9 protein-coding genes are annotated in these 23,615 nt (G+C 70.4%); 1 reads left to right on the top strand and 8 read right to left on the bottom strand.

Annotated elements, in window-relative coordinates:
• Position 1: 1 nt before the first annotated feature.
• From AB0L64_RS10585 to AB0L64_RS10575, 3 genes are read right to left on the bottom strand one after another with little or no spacing between them, the layout of a single operon-like run.
• The gene (locus tag AB0L64_RS10585; RefSeq protein WP_363710532.1) at positions 2–15,052 is read right to left on the bottom strand and encodes an alpha-amylase family glycosyl hydrolase; all 15,051 of its coding nucleotides are present in this window, start codon (positions 15,050–15,052) and stop codon (positions 2–4) included.
• A gap of 5 nt (positions 15,053–15,057) precedes the next feature.
• Complete coding sequence (locus AB0L64_RS10580) at positions 15,058–15,435, bottom strand: hypothetical protein (RefSeq protein WP_359940578.1); 378 nt, start codon at positions 15,433–15,435, stop codon at positions 15,058–15,060.
• On the bottom strand, positions 15,428–15,757 hold the full coding sequence (locus AB0L64_RS10575) for a YbaB/EbfC family nucleoid-associated protein (protein WP_363709921.1): 330 nt from the start codon (positions 15,755–15,757) through the stop codon (positions 15,428–15,430). The genes AB0L64_RS10580 and AB0L64_RS10575 overlap by 8 nt, the downstream gene beginning before the upstream one ends.
• 115 nt (positions 15,758–15,872) lie before the next feature.
• Between AB0L64_RS10575 and mycP the strand changes: the two genes are divergently transcribed.
• Entirely contained in the window at positions 15,873–17,063 is a 1,191-nt protein-coding gene (gene mycP, locus AB0L64_RS10570; protein WP_363710523.1) for a type VII secretion-associated serine protease mycosin, read from the top strand.
• Positions 17,064–17,119: 56 nt separating this feature from the next.
• Here the strand turns inward: mycP and AB0L64_RS10565 are convergent, their stop codons facing one another.
• From AB0L64_RS10565 to eccCa, 5 genes are all read right to left on the bottom strand, one after another.
• Positions 17,120–17,410: a hypothetical protein gene (locus AB0L64_RS10565; RefSeq protein ID WP_363709920.1), complete on the bottom strand. Its 291-nt coding sequence runs from the start codon at positions 17,408–17,410 to the stop codon at positions 17,120–17,122.
• Between the two features lie 24 nt (positions 17,411–17,434).
• The gene (locus AB0L64_RS10560; protein ID WP_359940587.1) at positions 17,435–17,764 is read right to left on the bottom strand and encodes a hypothetical protein; all 330 of its coding nucleotides are present in this window, start codon (positions 17,762–17,764) and stop codon (positions 17,435–17,437) included.
• A gap of 117 nt (positions 17,765–17,881) precedes the next feature.
• Positions 17,882–19,336, bottom strand: a complete 1,455-nt coding sequence (locus tag AB0L64_RS10555; RefSeq protein ID WP_363709919.1) for a hypothetical protein — start codon at positions 19,334–19,336, stop codon at positions 17,882–17,884.
• Positions 19,337–19,350: 14 nt separating this feature from the next.
• Positions 19,351–19,722, bottom strand: a complete 372-nt coding sequence (locus AB0L64_RS10550) for a hypothetical protein (protein WP_363709918.1) — start codon at positions 19,720–19,722, stop codon at positions 19,351–19,353.
• Positions 19,719–23,603 (bottom strand): type VII secretion protein EccCa, encoded by a 3,885-nt coding sequence (eccCa, locus tag AB0L64_RS10545; protein ID WP_363709917.1) that lies wholly within the window; start codon positions 23,601–23,603, stop codon positions 19,719–19,721. Before eccCa ends, AB0L64_RS10550 begins: the two co-directional genes overlap by 4 nt.
• Positions 23,604–23,615: the final 12 nt, after the last annotated feature.

Raw genomic sequence — 23,615 nt, 5'->3', positions numbered from 1 at the left:
CTCACTCCGGTGCGCGGCGGTTCAGGGTGAGCCAGTAGAAGCCGTTGCCGTCGAGCGTGACGGCGTACGGCAGGTCGTCGATCACCCGGAACCGCTGCTGCCCGAGGACGTCGGTCGGCCGCCGACCGGCCCAGGCACTCAAGTCCAGGTCGGTCGCCTGAGTCGTGCCGGCGAGGTTGAAGATCCCGAGCACCACCTCGTCGCCGTCCTGCCGGGCGAACGCGAGCACGTGACCGTTGCTGCCGGCGAGGTCGGTGAAGGTGCCCACGGCAAGCGCAGGATGCTGCTTGTACGCCCCGATCAGGTCGCGGGTCCAGTACAGCAGCGAGGACTCGTCGTACAACTGGTGTTCGACGTTGACCTCACGGAAGCCGTCCGGCGAGCCGGTGACCGGCGGCAGGTAGAGATGCCGCGGGTCGGGATCGCCGTTCGACGGCCGGTACGGCGCGGCGACCGAGAAGCCCGCGTTGCGGTCCGGGCGCCACGGCATCGGGGTGCGCTGGGCGTCCCGGTCCGGCAGCGCCGGGTTGTCGCCCATGCCGAGCTCGTCGCCGTAGTAGATGATCGGCGACCCGCTCAGCGCGAACAGCAGTCCGTTGGCCAGCTTGATCCGCGCGGGGTCGTTGCCGAGCAGCGGCGCCAGCCGTCCGACGAAGCCGTCGTTGGACTTGCGCTGGTGCGTCGGGTCGTACGTCGCGTGCAGGTACTCGCGTTCGGCGTTGCTGACCATCTCGGTGGTGCGCTCGTCGTGGTTGTCCAGGAACGTCATCAGCGCGGCGCTCGCCGGCAGGGCGGGGCGATGCCGGACGAGCTCGCGGATCGGCTCGGCCACCTCGCTCGCGAGTGCCATGTACAGGCGGGGCATCAACGCGAAGTCGAACGCCATCTGGAACCCGTCGCCACCCTTGGCCGGGTCGCCGAAGTACGCCATCAGGTCGTCGAGCGGCTGGTTGGCCTCGCACAGCACCATCGCGTCGTACCGGTCGGCGAGCGCGCGCATCCGCCGGACGAAGGCGTGCGTCTCCGGCAGGTTCTCGCCGTTCGTGCCTTCCCGGACGTACAGGTACGGCACGGCGTCCACCCGGAACCCGTCGACGCCGAGGTCGAGCCAGAACTCCTGCGCGTCGAGGATCGCCTGCTGGACCGCGGGATTCTCGAAGTTCAGGTCCGGCTGATGGCTGAAGAACCGGTGCCAGAAGTACTGCCCGCGCACCGGGTCCCAGGTCCAGTTCGAGGTCTCGGTGTCGGTGAAGATGATCCGCGGACCGATCAACGGTTGGCCGGACGCCGACGTGATGCGCAGCCAGGTCGACTCCGGGTCGATGGCCCGCCGCTCGCCGGTGTCCGGATCGACGATGTACTCGCCGCCGTCCGGATCGGTGTGCAGCGGGGTGTAGAACCGCTCGGGCGTGTCCGACCAGACGTAGAAGTCGCCGTACGGGCCGTCGGGATCGCGGCGGGACTCCTGGAACCACGGGTGCTGGTCGGAGCTGTGATTCGGCACGAAGTCGACGATGATCCGGATGCCCCGCCGGTGTGCCTCGGCGAGCAGTTCCTTGAAGTCGTCGAGGGTGCCCGCGCTCGGGTGGACGTCGGTGTAGTCGCTGACGTCGTACCCGCCGTCCTTGAGCGGCGACGGGTAGATCGGGTTCAGCCACAGGCAGTCGACGCCGAGCAGTTCGATGTAGTCGAGCTGCTCGATCAGGCCGCGGAGGTCGCCGTAGCCGTCACCGTCGCCGTCGCGGTAGGCCCGGACCAGCGCCTGGTAGAACACGGCGCTCTGGTACCAGTGCCCGCCGTCGCCGCTCCCGGGGTAGACCACCTCTCCGATCTCCTCGGGACTGCGCACCTGATGCGCTTCGATACCGCGGTAGACGTCGACGGTCTGCTGCGCGATCACATCCCAGTGGTACATCGGCGACAGCGCCTTCTCCCGGGCGGCTTCGGCCCGCCGCCCGGCGCCGGCCGGATCGTCCAGGACGCCGAGGATCGCCGTGACGAGCTCGTCGACGGCACCGGCCGGATAGGCCAGACCGTTGCTCTGGTCAACGAATCCGATCTGGTCCGAGGCCACCAGCGGCAGCCCGGCGGTGGCCAGCTCGTTCGCAACCACACCGAACGGCTCGTAACGGCTCGGAATCACGCCGACGTCGGCACTGGCCACCAGCTCCGGCAGACCCTCGGCGTGGCCGATCCGGCCGAGGAAGACGACGTCCCCGGCGGCCAGGCGCCCTTCGGTCACCAGCGCGGACACCTGTTGCTTCAGCTCGGCGGCGAACTCGCCCGTGTCGTCCCCGACCACCCGCAGTTTCGCGTCGGGGTAACGCCGTTGGACCGCCGGCAACGCGGCGATCAGGTCCTGGACGCCTTTCTCCTTCGCCAACCGGCCCTGGTAGTAGATCACCGTGTCCTGCGGCCCCGCTTGCAGCCGGGCGCGCGCCGAGTCACGATCCACCGTGGCGCGGTCGATCTTCCACCGGCTCGGGTCGGTGCCGTTGGGAATGATCGTGACGCGGTCCGGTGACAGCTGGAAGGCCGCGACCGCCTCCTCCTTCATCTTGGGCGAGTTGACGATGACGTGGTCGGCGCGGCGTACTGTGCGCCACTCCAGCGCATGGATGCTGCGGCTGGTGTCGGTGTCCAGCCGGCCACCACGCCGGCCGATCTCGGTCGCGTGCACGGTCAGCACCACCGGTACGCCGTACGCATCGGCGAGGTCGAACGCGGACCGGGTCATCCATCCGTCGTGAGCGTGCAGTACGTCGGGCAACTGGTCGGGGTGCGCGGCCAAGTACTCCTGCCAGGCGGCCAGCGTCCGGTCGCTCATCGCATCGGACCAGCCGACCTCGTCGGCCTTGAGGTGGTCCTCGGTCCGGTAGCCGTCGGGCGGCGGGATCAACATCACCTGCAGGCCCCGGCCCTGGCTGATCAACTCGGTCAGTCCGGCCGCGCCGAAGCCGAACAACTGCCTGGTGACGTTGAGCGCGTAGTGCCCCAGGCCGACCTGCGCGGGCAGCAGCGCCTTGACCACCGATCCCAGGCCGCCGACCTGCGCGCCTAGGCCCTGCAGTGCCGACTCCCAGGAGTTGTGCGCGATTCTCAGTGGTCGCGCGGCGTCGGGCGCCAACGACACCGCGGCCACGTCCTGTTCCAGTATGTCGACGCGCGACCCGACGCGATCGATCAGTGGGATCAGTTCGGGCTCCAGAAGAGCGAACCGCTCGGACTCGGTCCCAGGCATCAGGCCGAGGCTGGTGACGGTGTCGAGCAGAGCGAGATCGGCCCGTACACCGGTCTTCGGGTCGGACTCCGGCGCCTGGTCGGCCACCCAACCCAGCACGGCCAACTGGGTCTCCTGTCCGCGTTCGTGCGCGCCGTCGGCCGGGGTCCCGACCAGCAGCTCACCGATCTCGCGCAGTTCATGCCCGACCGCCGGGAACACCTCGACGGCATCTCTCAGCAACCGCGAAACGGTCACGGTGACGCTGTCCTCGTCGGCCTCCCATTTCGCCGGCGCATGGTTCTCCACGTCGCCCACCACGAACGTCAACTGCCGCGAGCGACCGTCCCGCTCCACCCGGACCCGCAGCGGATCGGCCGGATCGACCTCGACGCCGTCGAGCTTCGTCAGCAGCTCCAGCAGCGCCCTCGTCCTCCCGTCGGCGAACAGGCCGGCCGTCATCTGGGCGACCTCGGCCGAGTTGTCGACGGTCTGGCCCTCCGTGGTGAACAGCTGTCCCAGAGCCGCCGCGTTGCCGTGCTGGTCGTCGTCCAGCACCGCCCGCAACGCGCGCTGCTTGGTCTTGCCTTCCGCGATCGCCCCCTCGGCCATCCGGTGATACCCCTGCAGCGCCTGCTTGCCCGCGCGGAACCAGTTCAGCGGGTAGTGGCCGGCGGTGCCGGTGATGCTGGTCAGGACGGCGTTCACCGAGCCGGTCGTCACCTCGTCCTTCGCGGTCTCCCCGGCTCCCGTCACGGCGGCCACTGACGATCCCAAGGTGCTGACCGCGGCGAACTCGCCGATCCCCGGCAGCAAGGCGGTCAGCGGGAAGATCTTCCGCCAGAACGGCGGCATGATCGGCGCCTTTGGTTCGGCGACGACGAGGTCCGCGACGACCTCACCCGGTACGGCGGGCCGAGTGCCGCCGGACTCTGCCAGCGCGGACCAGACCAGGTCGTGGACACCGCCCAGCAACCGGTCGTCGCTCTGGCGACTGCGGACCAGCGACGCGTGCGCGAGCTGGGCGGACGTGAGGTCGGTGTAGTGCGTGTCGAGGTCGCCGTACCCGCTTTCGACCATGGCGTTGATCCAGGTGTTCACGATCGTGTTGCCGGCCTGGACCGCCGCCACCACAGGGCTGACGAACAGACCGATCGCCGTCCCGACCGCGCCTGGCGCGAGGATCGTCGGGTACCGGACATCAAGGACCTGGCCGATGTCCAGGCCGCGGTTCGGACGCCGGTCGAACACCGGTCGACCGAGCTGATCGTCACTGACCCGGCGGGCGAGCAGAGTGGTCGCCGCGGCGGGCGGGGTCTGTCCGGCCTCCCGGATCAGCGCGCTGATACCGAGTTGCAGGTTGCGCGCCCGCAGCGCTTCCTCCTGTCGGCGGGCGTGCATCCGGCGTACGTCGTCGAACTGGCCTTGCCGCAAGCGATTCGCGACGTCATGGCGGGTACGGCGCCGTTCACCGAAAGACGCGCCGACGTACCCGAGACCGGCCGTGACCCCGAAGACGGCAGCCAAGGCCCATTGCCCCGCGCCGGCTCCGACCAGAGCGATGGGCTCGATCGTCGACATCACGCCGTACGGCAGGTTGGACCACAGGTGATAGCGCTGTGAGCGCTGCAAAACCCAGGGCTCGCTGTCGTACGTCGACCAGCGGCGTGCCGTTGGCGTCGGTCGTGCGGGTTCTGCTGCCGGGACCCTGACCACGCTCTCGAGCAGCGGCCGGATCACGTCCCGGACGTCGTCGCGCAGCATCGCGGCCTGGGCCGTCTCTCGCTCGGCTCGCAGCGCCGCGCCCCGGCCACGGACGGCCTGCTCGAGCTTCTCGCCGGCCAGCTGGCCCCGGTACATCAGATAACCCTGTCCGCAGCCCTCCGCCAGCCCGTAGCCGACCGCGAAGGTGGCGCCCAGCCACGACGAGTTGTGGAACATGGCCAGGCCGAGTGCGGCGTTGCCGACGCCGATGAGCAACTTGTCCAGCGCCATCCCACCCAGGAAGATCGCGCGCCGCGGCACCCGGGAGGGCTCGACTTCACCGCGGTCGAGGCGCTCCTCGAGCTGCTCGGCCATCGCCTGGGCCGATCGCGCCCGGCCGCGGCGGGTCAGGACTCGCCGCAGCGACGAAGGGATGAGGTCGTTCAGCTCCGTCAGTGCCTGGTCGTCCAGGCCGAGCTCGGCCAGATGTTCGGTCAGGTCCTTGACCAGCATCCGGAACGTGCGCCAGCCGGCGGCGGACACCAACTGCTGCTCGAAGCGCGCGAGCACCGCCGCGATTCCGGGCGGCAGCGGCATCGTGCTGTCCAGGTGCTCCGCGACAACGGCGTACAGACCCTCGATCGTGAGCCGTTCGCCCCGCAACCGGTCGACACCCGGAGGAGTCCGGAGGTGGTACGTCGATGCCTCGGCGCCGCGCACCACCTGGCCGTGCCGGGCGGCGAGCCCGGCGCCCGGCTCTACGACGACGGTGACGACATCCGGCGAGCCGTCGGTGCGCGGGACGGTGATCGCCACGGTGTTCTCGCCCGAGCGGGTGAAGGACAGGCCCCGGCCGTGCGGGCCCTCCTCGAAACGATTGAGCCAGGAGGCCAGCCGGAGCAGGTCGCTGCCGTCGAACACCGGGATGACCGCCCGGCTCGGCTCGATACCGGCCTCGCCGAGCGGGCGGGTCTCGATCAGCCCGCGGACGCGGGTGACCCGGCGCGCGCCGTTGTGCCTCAGCACGTAGTCCGCGAGCTCCCGGTCCAGGCTCCGCAGCGCGGCGAACTTGCGCTCGTAGTCAGGGCTGCTGGGCAGCAACCCCTTCTGATAAAGGAATTCCCGCAAGGCCCGCGCGTCCCGCCAAGTGGGCTCGGCATGGTGCAGGCTGAAGCTGCGCAGCCAACCGACCGCGGCCTGGTCGTTGAGACTGAGCTCGTGACCGGCCTGGCCGCCCAGCGCCTGCCAGGTCAGCAGATCCGCGGACACCCGGTCGGCCGCCGACCGGTGACTCTCGATCGCCTTCGCCACCCGTCCGGCCAGCTCGTGAACACTCGGATCAGCTTCGCGGTCCGCCTCGAACGGCACCACGACATCCGCGACCGGATCGGCCGACAGCTGGCCCTGCCCGTCCAGGCGAACCGCGAGGGTGAAGGGTTGGTGCCCCTTCACGCTGACCGTGACCACACCGGCCTGCTCCGTCGGCGCCAACGTGGCACCCACCGCCTGCTGGAATCGCGGTCGACGCAGCGTCTCGTCCAGCCAACCAATGTCCACGGTCACCGGCAGTCCCGCGACCAGGCCCGGTCGCGCGCCGTACTCGAGAGCAAGCTCGACGAGTGCGCCGTAGCCGGAGCGGTCGAGCAGCCGGAACCGGTCGAAATGGTTCACAGCGCCGATGTCGAGCCCGGCCGCGGACACTGCCTCGCGCAGTCTGGCGCGGCGCCGGCGGTTCAGTCGCCGCGCGTCGTACCGGCCGAGCTGGTCCGGCGTTCCGGCGTTCAGCCGTCGGTGCCGGACCTGGAGCTTCGTTGCGGTCAGTACGTCGGCCGGCGTCATCCGGTCCGGTACGTCGTACCCGCGGCGCAGCGCTGCGCTTCCCCCGAGCTGCGCGGCTGCCTGGCTCGCGGCGGTTGCGAGCTCGTGCAGCGCTCCGGGGGCCGGTACCTGTGCGTGAGCCGTCCGCAAACGGTCGGCGGCGAGGGCCAGGGTCGCCGGCCGGTACGGATCGTCCAGTCCCGCGCGGATGTCGGTCAGGGCTTCGCGCACCGTTGACCAGTCGACGAGCGAGGCGTCGGCCGGCGGCATCGCGAACGCTTCGTCCGCCGCCTGCAGACTCGCCCTGACCGGCTCCACGATCTCGAGCTGCGCCGCGAGCGCCGCGATGTGCCCGGCCGCGGCCGCCTCGACCCAGTCGGCGTCCAGCTCGGCGTCGATCTGCTGCCCGAAGGTCAGGTCGGCCAGCTCACGATCGATGCCCTCAGCAACAGTAATCACGAACGCGGCCGACTCATGGTCGCCGACGCGTTCGACCGTCACCTCGCCGTGCGTCACCGGCCCACGCCGCACGCCGGCCAGCAGGGTCAGGCCACCCCGGGTGGTGATCCGCAGCCAGCCGGGGCCGACCGGCTCGATCGCGGTCACGTTCTCGATCGCGTCGGGGAGCGCCGGGGCGTCGCCCCAGAACCGTAGGAGGCTGTCGTCCGCGGGAGCACGCATCGGAGAACCGCGGTCGATCCGGGCGAGGACGGCCGCGTGCTGGTCGGCAGGCAGGTGCAGCAGTTCGTCCGGCGAGACAGGAGTCTCGGCGCCGTACTCGTTGTGGGTACCGATCGGCCTGCCGGCGAAGGGCACCGGCGTACCGGCGGGATTCAGTACCAGCGCCTCGACGCTGACGACGTCGGACCGGGCCTCGCGGAGGACGGCGCTGCGCTCGACGTCCTGCTGGTCGCTGTCGACGTACCGCGGCCGGTTGTCCTCGTTGTGCAGCACGAGCCGCCGGCTGGACCCGTCCTCGCGGGTCAGCACAACGAACGCCCGATCATCTTCAGTCACGGTGGTCTCGAGCTGACGGATCGCCGCGAGCACAGCGTCTCGCCCAAGCTGTCGACCGGCCTCGTCGCGGCGAAGCACGAACACGTCAGCGGCCTCGTCGAGTGCCTTCTCCAGCGTGGCATCCGGTAAGGCGCCCTGCTCCAGAGCCAGGTTCCAGGCCGCGATCGCCTGATCGAGCCGCTGCTGGGCGGCCGCCAACTGCCGCTGCACCCGGGCACCCTCCAGCGTCGGATGCGCGACCTCGTTGGTCGGCGCGTCTCGAACGTCGACGACCACCTGCAGCGCACCGCCGCTGCGACGAACGGCCCGGGCGAAGCTGTCGGACTGCTCGTTGCCGAGACTCGCCCTGCTCTGGTGATAGTTGGCCGGATGAATCGCGCGCTGTCTGCCTTGGAGAGCGGTGCGCAGCACGCGGTAGAACGGGGCCAGGTCGTGGTCCCGGCGGGTCCTGGCGTCCCGCAGTGTCTCGGGACTGACCAGCCCGAGGCGGACGCAGATCCGGCCGAACGTCCCGGTGACGACGCCGTCGAGCCAGGTCCGTACCGCCGACGGCACGTCGCCGAACTCCTCGACGATGTGCGCGTACGCTCTCGCGAGCAACTCCTCGTTGATCAGCTGGCGGGACGCCCCGGCGTACAGCTCGGTGATCTCCTGCCGCCACTGCCGGACGAGCGGTGTGCCCGGGATCCGGTCGATGTCGTTCTGCAGCTGGAGTTGTTCCGCCGGGCTCGACGCGGCGAAGACGAGATGCGCAGCTTCATGCAGAACGGTTTCCAGGATCGCGGCGCGCGACGGGTTTGCGTCGAGGGTGATCACCAGCTCGGCGCTACCGTCCCGATTCGGCTGGAAATGGCCCCTGCGCAGTTCCGTGATGCGCTCGACCTGGCGATATCGCTGGTAGAACGCGTCCTGGGTCGGTGGCGTGACCAGTTCGATCCTGTCCAGAACATGCTTCGGCAGCTTCAATCGGCCGAACGCTTCTCTGGCGATCGTTTCCCGCTCCTGGAGGGGCAGGAGGTCCGCGACGACTGCGTCTGTCGCAGCCAGCAGTGACCTGTCGCCCTGCTGCCGTCTCGCGTTGGCGACCGCCGCGTCGAGCAGTTGACGCCGTACGGCGCGGCCGATGAACGACCCGGTCCCGTGACTCTCGATCGCCGTACGACGAGCCGTCGGGTCCGCCGGGAGCGCGGCGACGAACTCGAAGTCGATCGGCCGGAGGTTCCCGTCGCCGTCGACGAAGACCTGCAGATCGGTCCGGACGTAGTAGCCGGCGTCCAGCAGCCGTTGGAGGTACTGGTCGTACTGGCGAACGGTGTCGAAGGTGACAGCGGCACGCCACTGCTCGGTCTCCGCGGGGTCGACAGCACTCGTACCGATGAAGCCGCCCGGGGCCTGAGCCATTGCGACACCGGCGTAGTCCTGCCCGGCGATCGTCGCCCGGACCATGCCGTACGGCGTCGGTCCGTAACCCGTTGCGGCGGCGCCGCGCAGGCCTTCGTACTCCGCGATCGCCCGCGCCCGGTACCGGCTCCCGTCGGGCCAGAGCTTCACGACCCACTCGCTGCCGTCAGCTCGCTCGATCAGATAGACGCCGGAGTGAGGGCCGAGCCGCGCCACGGACCCGGCCTCCCCGGCGCTGCTCATCCGCGGCAACGACGACGGCAGCTCACCGAGATCGGTGGCTTCGGCCCAGTCGACCGGCCGGGTTGTTAGTGCGTCCGGCACCTGCGGCGCCCCGGTCACCTCGGCATCGAACTCGACGCCCTTGCTGAACACGTCCGCATACTCGAGCCCGACCCAACTCTCGACCTCCGCCCTCAAGGCGTCAGGGCCGAGCGCCCGAAACCCCGGACTGGTCAGCACAGGCCTGAGCCCGTCGAGCAGCACCGCGTCGTTCCCGGTGACCGCTTCGACGACCGTCACCATCCGACGCTGCACCTCGAGCGTCAACCGCCGGTACGACGGCACCTGCCCGAACACCTCCGCGACCGCGCCGTCGCCGTGAGGCTCGGCAACGCGACGGGCCCGACCGGAGTCGTTATTGCCGGCCGCGCGCTTCACATTCTCGATCGCAGCCGCCAACAGCTCGTCACCGAGCAGCAGGCCCTCAGGGACCGCCTCAGCGAACTCGACGGGACGGAAGATGCCCCGCTCGTCCACGAAGCCACGCAGATCAGCAGGCGGTTGGTGGCCAAGAGCAACCAACCGACGAACGTAGTCGTGAAGCTGCAGCACAGTATCGAGCGTCACCACCCGCCGCCAACGATCAGCCTCCGCCCGAACACCCGGTCCACCACCCGGCGTGGTGATGGGGCCTCCGTCGACGGCGTCTGTTGCGAGGCCGACGTACTGGGTGCCGTCGAGCTCCGCTGTGACCAGGCCTCGGGGCGGCGGGCCGTAGCCGGTGCGTGCCGCGAGGTGGGCGCGCTCGAGCTCGGCGACGGCACGGTCGCGTGCTTCGGGGGTGTCGGGGTAGAGCTTCACCAGCTTGTCTGCGGTTCGGCGGATGCCGACGCCGTCCGGCGGCGCGGAGAGCTCATCCGGTGTGAGGCGCGTCGCCGTGGTCCAGTCGTACGACGGGGGCTCGAGTTTCTCGTTGAGGGGTGGGGCGCCGCGCACCGCGGCCGGCGGGGTGAAGATCCGTTCGGCACCGAGACCGTCGGCCGCCCACGCGATCCACGCGTCGACGACCTCGAGCGGGTTCGACCCGGCGCGGCTGAAAACGGCGAGGTTCACACCGCCGGGAACAGCCGGCGGAGTCGCGGACGGCAACGGGCGGACGCGGCCGACGTCGTACGCCCAGAACCGACCGTCCGGGTCAATCCCGAACTGGAGGTCGGTGATGACCAGGTTGTTCGCGACGAAGAACGCACGGATCGCGAGCAGGCTGTCGAGAGTCGCCTGCGTCGGACGGAGCACCTGCGGCCCGTGGAAGTCCGGGATGCTCGCCCAGATGTCGCGACTGATGGTCGGGAAGCGGTCGGCGACGAACGCGTCGCGTTCGAAGACGGTGGTGTACCGGAGCGGCGCGACGACATCGGCCGCGCCGGGTTTGGTGAGCAGATCGAGCGTCCGGCGAAGCTGCTTGAAGAATGACACCTCAATCGTCGGGAGCGCGATCAGCACAACCTTGTCGTAGAACGCGAAGGCCGCCTTGGACCCACCGACGCCGAGCAGGCGGCCGAGATGCGGCTCGAGGTCGTCGATCGGTACGCCGTCGGGGATGTCCGGCGTACGCAGGATCAGCGTGTCGTCAGGGCCGAACTCGACCGTGCCCTCTTGGTGCGGCATCGTCCTCGGGCGCAGGCTCTGCCAGCCGTCCGGCGTACGGACGACGATGTCGACGCCCATGATGTCGGCGAGCTGCTGTGCCAGGTCCGCGGCCTGCGGCGTCCGGGTGTCGAGGACGATCGACACGTTCCGGTAGAGGTCGGTCATCACCGCGAGGTGGTGCGGGGTGAGCCGGGCACCTTCGATCACGAAATGCCGCTCGTCCGCGTCGCTGACGAGGAATCGCTTGACCTTGTTGCCCGGCGCGCCCGGAAGCGCTGCGGCGAGCGCACGTTCGTCGAGCGAGCCGTCGAGCAGGTCGTCGTACGACGACTCGACGACACCGCTGGTGAACGCGGGCAGCCCACCGCCGTCGTACCGGTTCTGCTGGGCGGGGCGGATCCGCGAGATGTTCGGCCCGGGGCGGGACGTGCGGGATCGCGGTGTGATCAGGGAATCGTGGACCGGGCGGCCCCGGCGGATGGCCCTGACCAGGGAGCGAAGGATCGTGTGCAGCGGTTCGAGGTGGTGGTCGCGGCGGGCGCGCTCGAGGGTTTCGTTGCTGATGGCACCGATGCGGAGGAAGGCGTCGCCGAGACGGGTGGACAGCAAGTGGTTCCAGGCCTGCCTCAGACGACCGGGTACGCCGTCCTCCGCGAGTGCCGCGAGGAACTCCTCGTCCCGGACCTCCACGGGCTGGTCGGGGTACAACTCGTCGATCTCGGCCGAGAGCTCGGGGTCGAGGCCGCGGAGCTCGTGCACCGCGGCGAGCACTTCACTGCGCGTCTCCGGACTGAACAGCCGCCAGCCGAAGTGACCGACCACCTCATGCCAGACCGACGCCGCCACGTCGTCCGCCGACAGGTGGTCGTAGGCGGACAGGTAGACGACGCCGGTCCCGTCCTCCAGCCGGAAGTACGCGGGCCGCGTACCGGCGGCGGGCTCGATGCCGTACTCCTCCGCCAGTACGCCGTTGTTCGCGCCGACAACGACCTTCACCGGCAGCCCACGCGGCAACCGCATCCGCCGCAGCACGCCGTCCACAACCTCCCGAACCTCCCCAACCCGCATCCCGCCCACCGACCGCGCCCCGTCCTCAGGGCGGGCCTCGTCCTCAGGGCGGGCCCCGTCCTCAGGCCGCACCTCGTCCGGTCGCCTGCGTCGTGCCCGACCTTCGCCCTCCGCCTCCGCCGCCTTCGACCGCCGGATGATCCGCGGCGGCACCTTCTTCGCCGACGACGCCTCTGGGGCGGGCGTGCCGGAGACCGGCGTACCCGAGATCGGCATACCGGGGGCCAGGGTGGCGGGGGCGGTGGGGGTGGTCAGTTGGGAGGCGGCCCAGGTTAGCCAGGTGTTGAGGGTGGTGAGGGCGGGGTCGTCGGGGCCGGTGATCTGGCGGGTGCCGGCTATGTCGTACGCGTGGAACCGGCCGTCGTGGGTGATCGCGAACTGGAGGTCGCCGGGGAGGACGTGGTTCTCGACGGCGAAGGTGTGGAGGGCCTGGAGACTTTCGAGGGTGGCCTGGGTGGGCAGGCCGGGCATCCGGGAGTCGGGGTCCGGGGCTTCTTCGTCGAGGACTTCGTGGCTGGTGGTCGCGTACCGGTCGACGACAATCGCGTCCCGGCCGAAGAGTGTGGTGACCTGGTGGATCGGGGCGATGACGTGCTCGCCGCCGGGGAGACTGCGGAGGTGGTTGGTATGCGCCACCTCGGCGGCGAGGGACACGCCTGGGTGAGCGACCAGGACGACCTTGTCGTAGAACGCGAACGCGGTCTTCGAGCGGCCGGCGCCGAGGCGGGTACCGAGGTTGTCCTCGGTGATCTCGAGCTCGATGCCGTACGCCGAGTTCGCGCGGGGTTTGCGGATGAGCTTGCCGTCCTCGAGGACGACGACACCGTCGGGGCGCAGGGCGGGATCGTCGGCCGGGGTGAGCACCTGCGTGCCGTCGGACGAGCGCACGACGACGTCCTGCCCGGTGATGTCGGCGAGCTTCTGCGCCAGGGCGGTCGCGGCGGGAGTCAGCGCGTCGATGACGATCTCGTGGTTGGCGGTGCGAGCGAGGGACGCGAGCTCGTGCGGGGTCACGCGGCGATCGCCGTACAGGAGGTGGGTGCCGTCAGCGACGGAAACTCGGCTCGATCCGCCGGGGAGGTGCGGATGGGTACCGCCTCGGCGGGTACCCGCGAAGACCTCGCCCGGGCGCGATCGGCGGGGCCGTCCGGCCGGGTCGAGCGTCGGCGCGCCTCGGCGGATGACAGGCGTCGCGGAGACCGTCCCGGCGGGTGAGCCTGCGAGTACTCGCCCGTCCAGGGTCTGGGCGTGCGAGGTCGCGTCGCCTTGCGTGGTCTGGGCGTGCGAGGTCGCGTCGCCTTGCGTGGTCTGACCTTGCGAGGTCGCGTCAGCGTGCCCCGCCTGCGCTTGCGCTGTCGCGTCAGCGTGCCCCGCCTGCGCTTGCGCTGTCGCGTCAGCGTGCCCCGCCTGCGCTTGCGTCGTCGCATCCGCCTGGCCGGCCTGGGCCTGCGCCGTCGCGTCAGTCTGGTCGGCCTGCGCGGTGTGGTCGGCCGGGGTGGTCTCGTTGGAGTCGGGGGCTTGAGCTGTTGGGTCGGGGGTGGTGAGTTGTTCGTCTGTGGTGTCGTTGGGGCCGTTGTCGCTGGGCTGGGTGGCTGGGTTCCGGCGTACGGCGGTCTCTTGGTCCGCGCGGGATTGCTGGCTGGTGGCTGGGGACGACGTACCCGGCTGGGCAGGGCGACCGGCCGTGGTGGTGCTTGTGGTCGTCTGACCGAGGCCTGCGCCGACCGGGGCCAGCGTCTGCTGGGTTGAGCTCTGCGTTGCGTTCTGGGCGGTGTTCTGACTGGCAGCCTGGCCGAGGTCCTGGGCGCCGTTCGCCGGGGTGGTGTGGCCGGCGGGCGGGGACTGGAGTTGGCCGCCGCCGTCAGGGCCACCGCCGCCGGGTGGATGACCGCCGGGGACCGCGGAGATGATCTTGTTGCCGATGTACTCACCGGCCTTCTCGCCGATCGACTCGAGTGGGCCGTGTACATCGCTCGGCGTGGAGTTGCGCACCGCGCCGTGGGCCCCGGCCAGCCAGGCCTCCTGCAGGGTCGGGCTGTGCCAGCCCTCGCCGAATCCCAGGGCGGTCAGCGAGCTCGACAGCGGCGACGTGATCGCGTTGTTGACGAACGTACGGCCGATCTTCCCGAGCCCCGGCACCTTCGCGAGCCCGGCCCCGACCCCGTGCGACAGCGGTACGCCGACCACCGCGCCGACCGTGGTCATCGCCGTACCCCGCCAGTCCCAGTCGTGCGTGGTAACGAAGTTGCCGTCGGCATCTTTCACGGGCCGGCCGTTGCCGTCGACGACCAACCGCCGATCATGGCCGGTCGCCTCGCCCCACCAGCCGGCCAGCGTGTGCGGAATGACCTCGTCGGCCACCTCCGCGCCGACCAGCCCGAGCACCTTCGGCACCATCTGCCGGCTGAACACGAACTTGCTGGTCTGCTGCGCCGCGTTCGCCACCATCTCGCCGACCATCCGCGCCTGCAGCTTCTTCGCTTCCCGGTTCACCAGCTTCTTCAGCAACTGGAGCAGCAGCCGTTTGACGCCTTCCTGCCCGAGCTTGCGGATCAGCGTCCCCATCACCGGCCCGAGCCCGGCCAGGATCGTGATCCAGCTGACGATGCCGATGATCAGCAGCTCGCGCTTGGTCCGCAGGATCGTGTCGCCCATCGTCCGGAGGAACTCCGCGACGTGCTTGACGTCGTCCGCCATCGCGACGGGACCGCAAGCATCGGCGTCGGTCGCATACCGACGCAGGTACTCGCTCAGCGCGCTCCCGGCCTCGCCCTGGTACGCCGCACCGAAGCCGTTGCCGGCCGCCTGGATCGCCGCCGACAGCTCACCCGTGAGGTACGCCGCGCACGCGTCGTACTGGTCTGCCAGCGCGTAGAGCTTGTCCTCGTCGGCCTGTGGCTCGTACCCGCCCTCCAGGATCGCCTTCAGCCATCCCGGCAGATGGAAGCCCACGGCGGCTACTCCGCGCTCTGCGGGGCCGGTTCCCAGTGGTCCCCGACGCGCGCCAGCCCGACATCCGTGGCCCGCACCTGCTGGGCCGCGTCCGAGTCGGTCGCTTCGGTCCGGTCGGCGCAGGCGGTCATCTGGTAGCCACGGCCGAGCAGCTCGGCCTCGATCGACTTGGCTCCGTCGGGGAACTGCGCTGCTCCGCTGTTGGTCCAGCCGTCTGTGATCTGCTTGCCGTAGTCGTCGTGACCCGCCGCACTCTCGATCGCCTGTTGCGTCAGCCCGAGCATCAGACCGGTCAGCTTCGCGCGGGCGTCGCCGCCGGCCTGGCGGCACGCCTCCGCCGCGCTGTCCACGCCGTTGAGGTCGACCTGGATCCGGTCAGTCATCGAGGTCCTCCTGGAAGGATTCGTACGCGGCCTGCATCTTGGCGGCCGCCGCGGCGTGTGCCTGGCCGAGGGCCGCGAGGATGGTCGCGGCCAGCGCCTGGGGATTCTCGGTGCGATAGATGCCGCGGTCGAACTCCAGCTCCCGGACGTCGCCGCGCCCGGTCACGGTCACCTTGACCAGCCGGTCGGGCGAGACGGCGGTCGCGACGGTCTCGTCGAAGGCACGATCGAGCGCAGCCGCTGCCGCGGTCAGCCGCTCCAGCCCGCTGTCCAGGCCGAGTGCGGCCAGCTCCTTGTCCAGGTTGAACTTCGACACGTCCATGATCGACACCTCCGAGGCACCAGGGTGAGCGGTCGGCGGCAACGTGGTCAGTCGTTGGCCACAAGGGGTCAGAACCCGTGTCACGATCGGGCCGCGCCGTACGGTCCGGAGCGTGATGACTGTCAGAGCAGCAGCGGCGACCGCCGTCCTGGGAACGCTCGCCGCCACCGCGACACCGGCGTGGGCCGGGCCGCCGGCCGGGCAGTGCCAATCCGCGGAGGCCGGCGGACCGACGATCGCCAAGATGCCGTGGGCAACTACCTGGCTCGCGCCGGAACGTGCCTGGCCGATCAGCACGGGCGACGGTGTGACGGTCGCGGTGATCGACTCCGGCGTGGACGCGGACCACCCGCAGCTCGCCCAGCCGGGCGCAGTGCTGCCGGGCAAGGACGTCCTGACGCCGGGTGACAAGCGCGCGAACTTCGACTGTGTCTCGCACGGCACGGCGGTCGCGAGCATCATCGCCGCGCGACCGGTGGCCGGGATCGGCTTCCGCGGCATCGCGCCCGGTGCGCGGATCCTCCCGATCCGGGTCAGCGAACGCGACGCGAGCGAACAACAGGGCGCGGCCGTCGACGCGACCGTGTTCGCCGGCGCGATCCGGTACGCCGTCGACGCCGGCGCGAGCGTCGTCAACATCTCGCTGTCGCTGTACGTCGACCAGAAGCCGGTCCGCGACGCCGTGCGGTACGCCCAACGGCATGACGCCCTGATCGTGGCCGCGGCCGGTAACGCCCACAACCAGCAAGGACCGGATCCCGTCACGTACCCGGCCGCGTACCCAGGGGTGCTCGGCGTCGGCGCGACGACGATCGACGGCTCGCGGCTGCCCGGTTCGCAGGTCGGGTCGTACGTCGACATCTCGGCGCCCGGCGGCGGCGTCCTGGCGGCAACCCGCGTTCGCGGACACCGTTACTACGACGGCACGAGCTTCGCGACCGGCTTCGTCAGCGGTACGGCGGCCCTGGTCAGAGCAGCAGATCCGCACCTGTCCGCGGCCCAGGTCGCGGGCCGGTTGATCGCCACCGCGACACCGGCGCCCGGCCCGGCCGATCAGTACGGCGCCGGCGTGGTGAACCCGTACCGCGCCGTCCAGGACGTCCTGGGCACCACGCGCCCCGCGGCGCTGCCGCCCGTGAAACCTGTGAAGGTGGATCCTGTGGCGGAGCGGCGTACCGCCGTGCGGCACGCCGCGGGTCAGCAAAGCCGCCGAATCGCTGTGCTGGCAGGGGTTGCCGCGTTGCTGCTGGTCGTCGGGGCGATCGTCGTACCTCTCGGCCGCCGCCGCGGATGGCGAGCCGACTGAGACGACAACAAGAGCCCGGCCCCGAGAAGTATCGGGGCCGGGCTCCGGTGGTTGGGTCAGACGTCGAGCGCGTTCGCGGCCGACCTGTCGGCGCGCGCCATCCGGATCCAGGCGTCCTCGAGGGCGCTGCCCCGGCGGCCGAGGATCAGGTTGATCTCCTCGTTGGCCTGCGTCCACAACTGCTGCACCTGCTGCAGCTGCGGCGAACCGGCCTCACTGCGCCAGGCCGACAGCAGCGCCTGCATGGCGGTCTGGAACTGGCTCTGCAGCTCGGTCACCTTCCGGTTCGCGGTGCCCATGTCGACGGAGCCCTGCATCATCGCGGAGCCCGGGTAGTTGATCATCATGACGGCATCCCTCCTGGAGCCTGTCTAGAGCTTGGTGACGTCGAGGACGGAGCCGCCGGACGCCCCCAACTGGTGGAACGCGGCCTGACTGCCGGTGTCCTCGGACTCGTAGCCGGTCTTCGAGGTGGTGATGCCGTCGGACATCTGGTGCAGCTTCGTGCAGAGTCTGCCGACCGCCTCGAGATGGTTGCTGTGTCCCTGCCAGAAGACGTTCTTGATCTGTCCGTCCATCGGGGTGAGGCCGCCCATCGCGTTGTCGAGCGCTGTCATCACCGCCTTCAGGTTGTCGCCGATCGTGGCGGCCTCGTGGGCCGTCCGTTGCATTCGCTGGAGTTCGGTCTCCACACCGGCCATGGTGTTTCCTCCTCGCTGGTTGCCGGCGCGTGATCACCGGTCGATGTCACGCTAGGTCCCGGTCCCGCGTCCTCCGGACGCGTTCCGGATGCGGCCACGGAATGGCCTCTTGTGCCGTCAGAGCTTCCACAGCTCCTCGTCGAGCACGTCGTCGACGGCGGTACGACGGGGGCGCGCGGAGCTCCTGCGCCGGTGTGGCGGAGGAGCTCCGGCCGGAGTCCGTTGTTCGCCGTTCGTCCGGCCCTGCAGGTCGGACTGCACTCCCTGGCGGCGCAGCCGCTCGGCCGCGGTGGACTCGGTCGGCACGGTGAACCCCGACTTCGCCGCTGCCGCTCCCGGGCGGATCTCTCCGCGAGCTGCGGGGGCGCCGGCGCCCGCGCCGTTCATCGGCGGGTACATCGGCGGGCTACTCGACTGCGCGCCGGTGGCGCCGGTCGTCGCGGTCTTGCCGCTCAGCGTGGGCTCGGCGCCGGCACCTCCAGCAGTGGTTGCCGAGCGCAACGATTGCGTTCCGCGATCCGTCGTACCGCTGGGCAGGCCGGTGTGGCCGCCCCCACCGCCGCCGCCGAGGGGCAGGCCGATCGAACCCAGGCCGCTGTTTCCCAGGCCACCGCTGTGTGGAGTGGACGGCGTGTAGTGGGTGGGGTTGAGGATCGGCTCGGTGCCGGCGCCGCCGGCCAGGGCGGGCTCGTCGGTGGGTAAGCCTTGCGGCACGAGGCTGTCCGGCGTCGAGGTGGAGGGCGTGTCCGCGCCGAGCAGGTCCTTCGCATGCTGGGCGAGCGTCAGCCACTTGTCGAGGTTCTCCGGAACCTTTCCGGTCAGGTCGATGCCCTTGCCGATGACGTCGATGAGCTTGCCGGCTTCCTCCACCGGATCCTTCGCCTCCGGTTCCTTCGTCTCCGGGGTCTGCGGCGATGACGGCTGCTCCGGCGTCCCCGCGTCCGGATCCCCGGGCGCCGCCCCGCCCCCTCCGGAGTCTGCGCCGGGCCCCTGGGCACCTGGAGCTTGCGATCCGTCGTCCGCTCCGGGATTGCTTGGGCCTCCCGGAGCGGCTCGCGGTCCGACCCAGCGACCGGGGCGTTCCGGGTCCTTGTCGGTCAGCGATTCCCTCATCAACTGGGCGACCAGTTGCATCCGGCCGCGGGCGAGGTCGTCGAGACGGTCGATCTCCTGGGTCGCGCGGTTGCGTGCATCGATGTCGTCCGCCGCGGCGTCCCGGATCCTGATCTGCTCGGCGCGCGCGTCGGCGAAACCCCGGATCGCCGGCTGGGCCGCACCCAGCACGCTGGCGACGGCCTGCAGCCGCAGCATCACGATGACGCCGAACTGATTCCAGCGCCGTAGGACGTCGAGGTCGCGGTTGATGCGCTGGTCGAACGCCGCCTGCGCGGCCGAGTCGTTGCTCTGCCGCCAGACCGTGATCTCGCCGCTCGCCGACGAGATCCCGGCCTCGACGTTGTTCGCGAGCACCGCCGTCTTTCCCCAGGCCTTCGCCGCGGCGCCCCAGGCGTCGGGATGCTCGGCCGCGACGATGTCGTTGAGCTCCGCGGCGTTCAGCTTGCTGTAGTCCATGTCGGCTGCCTCTGCTACTTCGGTGCGGGGTCGGGGAGCTTCGGGAACAACGGCGAGACGTCTTGCGCGAGGTACGACTCGACATGGCGGAAGGTCTCGTTGACAGCCCGTTCGCGGGCCGCGTTGTCGCCGTCCACGCCCGTGTAGGTGCCGATGACGTGGTCGGCGAACTGCCGCAGCGCCTCGATCCCCAGCGGGACGTCGGTGCCGAAGGACTCGAGCTCGTGCAGCAACGCCAGATGGATCCGCTGGACGGTCTGGCTCTCCTCCATCCGGCCGGCCAGGTTCGCGCCGTCCTTGATCAGTCCGGCAACCTCGGTGAAGTCCGCCGGCGGCAGCTTGTCCCGGAAGTTGCTGACTTCGTCGGTGTCGAACAGCAGGCTCATACGCTTTCCTCCGTTGCCGGACAGTTCACGAGGTGGATGAGGTCGGGATTGCCGCGGCGGTCGACGTGCACGCCGCGGCCGGGCGGGAGCGACTGCGGTTTCGTGGCGCCGAGCAGCGGGCCCTCGGACTTGTCGCCGCTCAACAGGAGGCCCGGCGTCCCGAGGTCGCGAAGCCGCGCGATCAGCGGCTCGAAGATCGCCCGGCCGGCGCCGCCGGTGCGGCGGGCGACGACCAGGTGCAGGCCGATGTCGCGGCCCTGGGCGAGGTAGTCGACGAGACCGGACAGCGGGTTCGCGATGGTGCCGGCGACGAGGTCGTAGTCGTCCACCAGGACATGGATCTGCGGCCCGGTCCACTCGCCGGACAACCGGCGGTCGAGGACCGGGACCAGGTCCGCGACCATCGCCTCGACACCGCGCGGATCCGTGAAGGTTCCCATCACGTGCTCGGCGTCGACGGTCAGGGAGCGCCGGTAGTCGACCAGGATGATCCGCGCCTCGTCCGGTCGACGGCGCTCGACGATCGATCGCGCGATCCAGCGCAGGAACCCGGTCTTCCCCGTCTCGGTGTCCCCGAACAACAGGAAATGCGGGTCGGCGTCGAGGTCGACGTACGCCGGTCCGAGGTCGCGCTCGGACAACCCGATGGGCAATCCGGTCGCCGGCCCCTGATGTCGGCTGACCACGACGCCCAGCTGCTCGGCGGACAACTGCAGCGGGAGCAGCCGGACGCGGGGTGCACCCGAGACCGGCCAAGCGGCGGTGAGTTGGGGTCCCAGGTCTGCGTCCGGGGTGGCCACGACGAAGTGGTGCGCCTTGTCGGCGAGGCCGCGGCCGGGGCTGTCGGTCGGTACGCTCATCGCGGCCCGTCGGTCCACGATCGAGTCGGACGGGTCGCCGAGCCGGAGCTCGACGCGGGTGCCGAACAGGTCTCGGATCGTGCCGCGCAGGTCGAACCAGCGCGAGCAGCTCGCGATCACGTGCACGCCGTACGCGAGGCCGCGGCCGGCGATCTCCGCGATCGTCGTCTCCAGTTCCTCGAAGTCCGACCGTAGGACCGGCCAGCCGTCCACGACGAGGAAGACATCGCCCCAGGGGTCGTCCGGGAACTCACCGGCCGCGCGCCGTTCGCGGTACGACGCCATGCTTTCCACGCCGTTGTCCGCGAAGTAGCGCTCCCGGGCCGCCAGCACCTGGTGTACCTCGGCGACCGTCCGGCGTACGGCGCCCGCGTCCAGGCGGGCCGCCACGCCGCCGACGTGCGGGAACTCGCGCAGCGCGGCTAGTGATCCGCCGCCGAAGTCGAGGCAGTAGAACTGCACCTCGCGAGGCGTATGGGTCAGCGCCAGCGCCGAGACCACCGTGCGGATCGCGGTGCTCTTGCCGCTCCGGGGACCGCCGACCACCACGGCGTGCCCGGCGCCGGCCGAGAGGTCGACGACGAACGGATCGCGCCGCTGCTCGAGCGGTTTGTCGATCAGGCCGATCGGTATGCGCAGGGCTCCGCGCGCTCTGGCGGCGGCGACCGTGAGGCCACGCTCGGGGTCGACGGTCAGCGCCGGCATCAGGCTGGTCAGGGCCGGCGGGTCGTCCAGTGGTGGCAACCAGATCTGGTGGGCCGGTTTGCCCTTGTTCTGCAGGCGATCGACGAGAATGTCGAGCAGCTTGTCGCCGACACCGTCCTCTTCGGGCTGCTCGTCCGGGTCGATCGTCGCGGCCGGAATCGACACGTACGCACTGGTGTACTCGGACACGTCGTCAGCCACATCGTTTCCGGCGGCCGAGCTCACAGCAGCGCGGTGCACACCGGACACGTACGCGGAGCGGAACCGGACCAGCGTCTCGGTGCCGATCTGCAAGAACCCGTGCCCTGGCGCCCTGGGCAGCTCGTACGCGTCCGGGATGCCGAGCACCACCCGGCTGTCCATCGCGGAAAACGTCCGCAGACCGATCCGGTACGACAGGTGCGCGTCCAGCCCACGCAGCCGGCCCTCCTCGAGCTTCTGGCTGGCCAGCAGCAGATGGACGCCGAGCGCCCGGCCGAGCCGACCGATCTGGTTGAACATGTCGATGAAGTCGGGCTTGGCGGACAGGAGCTCGGAGAACTCGTCGCAGATCACCAGCAGCGTCGGTACCTCGGGCAGGTCGGCGCCGGCGGCCCTGGCGAGCTCGTACTCGCGGACGGACTCGTAGTTGCCGGCCCGCCGGAGCAGCTCCTGGCGGCGGATGAGCTCACCGCCGATCGCGTCGGACATCCGGTCGACGAGCGCGAGTTCCTCACTCAGGTTCGTGATCACGGCGCTGGTGTGCGGCAGCCGGTCCAGCTTGGTGAAGGTGGCACCGCCCTTGAAGTCGACGAGCGCGAAGTTCAGGCTGTCGGACGGGTGCGTCGCGGCGAGCGCGAGCACCAGCGTCCGGAGCAGTTCGCTCTTGCCGGAGCCGGTCGCACCGATCAGCAGTCCGTGCGGCCCCATGCCATCCTGGGCCGACTCCTTGAGGTCGAGCTCGACCGGTGTGCCGTCCGCGGTGACTCCGAAGCGCACGCGGAGCCGGTCTCGGTTCGGTCTGGGTCCCCAGTGCCGCGCCGGGTCGAAGGTGTAAGGGTCGCCCAGTCCGAGCAGGTCCGTCAGGCCGAAGGCGGACGCGAAGCTCTCGTCGCCGTCGGTTCCCGCCGACAGCCGTAGCGGTGCCAGACGGCGGGCGAGGGCTTCCGCGTCCTGGACAGTGAAGCGGTCCGCCGTACCGACCTCGGACTCGCCGTCCGTGGTGACGCTCGTCAACACGCCGTCGTCGGCGACATCCAGCAGCACACTGGAGCGATCGAGCAGCCTGGGCGGCTGAGTGGTCAGGTCGATGACACTGACGCCTTCCACACCGCTGCCCGTCATCAGGTGGTCGGAGCCGGCAACGTCGCCGCCATCGATCAGCACGACGACATGCGGACCGTCGACGCGGCCGGTCGCTGCCGGGTCGAAGCGTGGTCGCTGTGCGAGCAGGTCGTCGAGCACCGACTCCAGATCCGGAACGCTCTTGCTGATCAGCCGGATCGGCCCGAGCGCATCAGCTTTCTCGGGATGGTGGGCGTGCGGCAGCCACTTCAGCCACTCCCACTCCGCTCTGGTGTCCGGACCGACCACAGCTGTGATCAGTAGGTCGTCCGGCGAGTGGAAGGTCGCCAGCTGCGCCAGCAGTGCCCGGGCCAGGCCAGGGACACGACCCGGCTCACCCTCGACGTACACACGTGCGAAGCCGCGCAACGCCATTGCCACGGGCAGTGCCGGGACCGACGAGTACGTCGTGATGAAACGGCGCAGGGCCCCGGCGGACAACGGCTCCAGCTCTTCCAGTGGGGCTGTGTCGGGCGGGGAAACCGGAGTGGCGAGCGGTTGCGCACCGGTGCCGACACGGACTATCGCGAAGTCGGCGTCGTTGCGGCGGCGCTCCCAGAGCCGGTAGCTCTCGACGAGCGTCCACAGCTGGGTGGGATCGGGATGCAGGTACGACAACGCCGTGCGTTGCTGGGCGACGGACCGCCTGGCGCGGATGCGCTGCTGGGACAGGTGCCGCAGGTAGCCACGACGCGCCCTGGCCATCTCGCGGCGCGGTGCGCCCTGTCCGGCGAAGGCGACCGCTGCCATGCCCAGTGCGGACAGTCCGAACAGGCCGCCGACGATGTAGCTCATCTTGCCGCCACCGCCGAGCGTCGAGTACATCAACGCCATCGCCGCACCGCCCGCGAGCATCGGCACCATCATCACGTACTGCGACAGCTGCCGGCCCGCGGGCACCGGCAACGCCGGCGGCGGGTCCAAGGTGACGTCGCCGCTCGGCAACGCCGGTCCGTCGCGCCGCGGCGGCCTGCTGACGATGACTGTCGACATGCTCCAGGACGT

The sequence above is a fragment of the Kribbella sp. NPDC051936 genome (assembly GCF_040680955.1).
GTDB lineage: Bacteria > Actinomycetota > Actinomycetes > Propionibacteriales > Kribbellaceae > Kribbella.
This window is presented reverse-complemented; position numbering and strand designations above follow the sequence as displayed.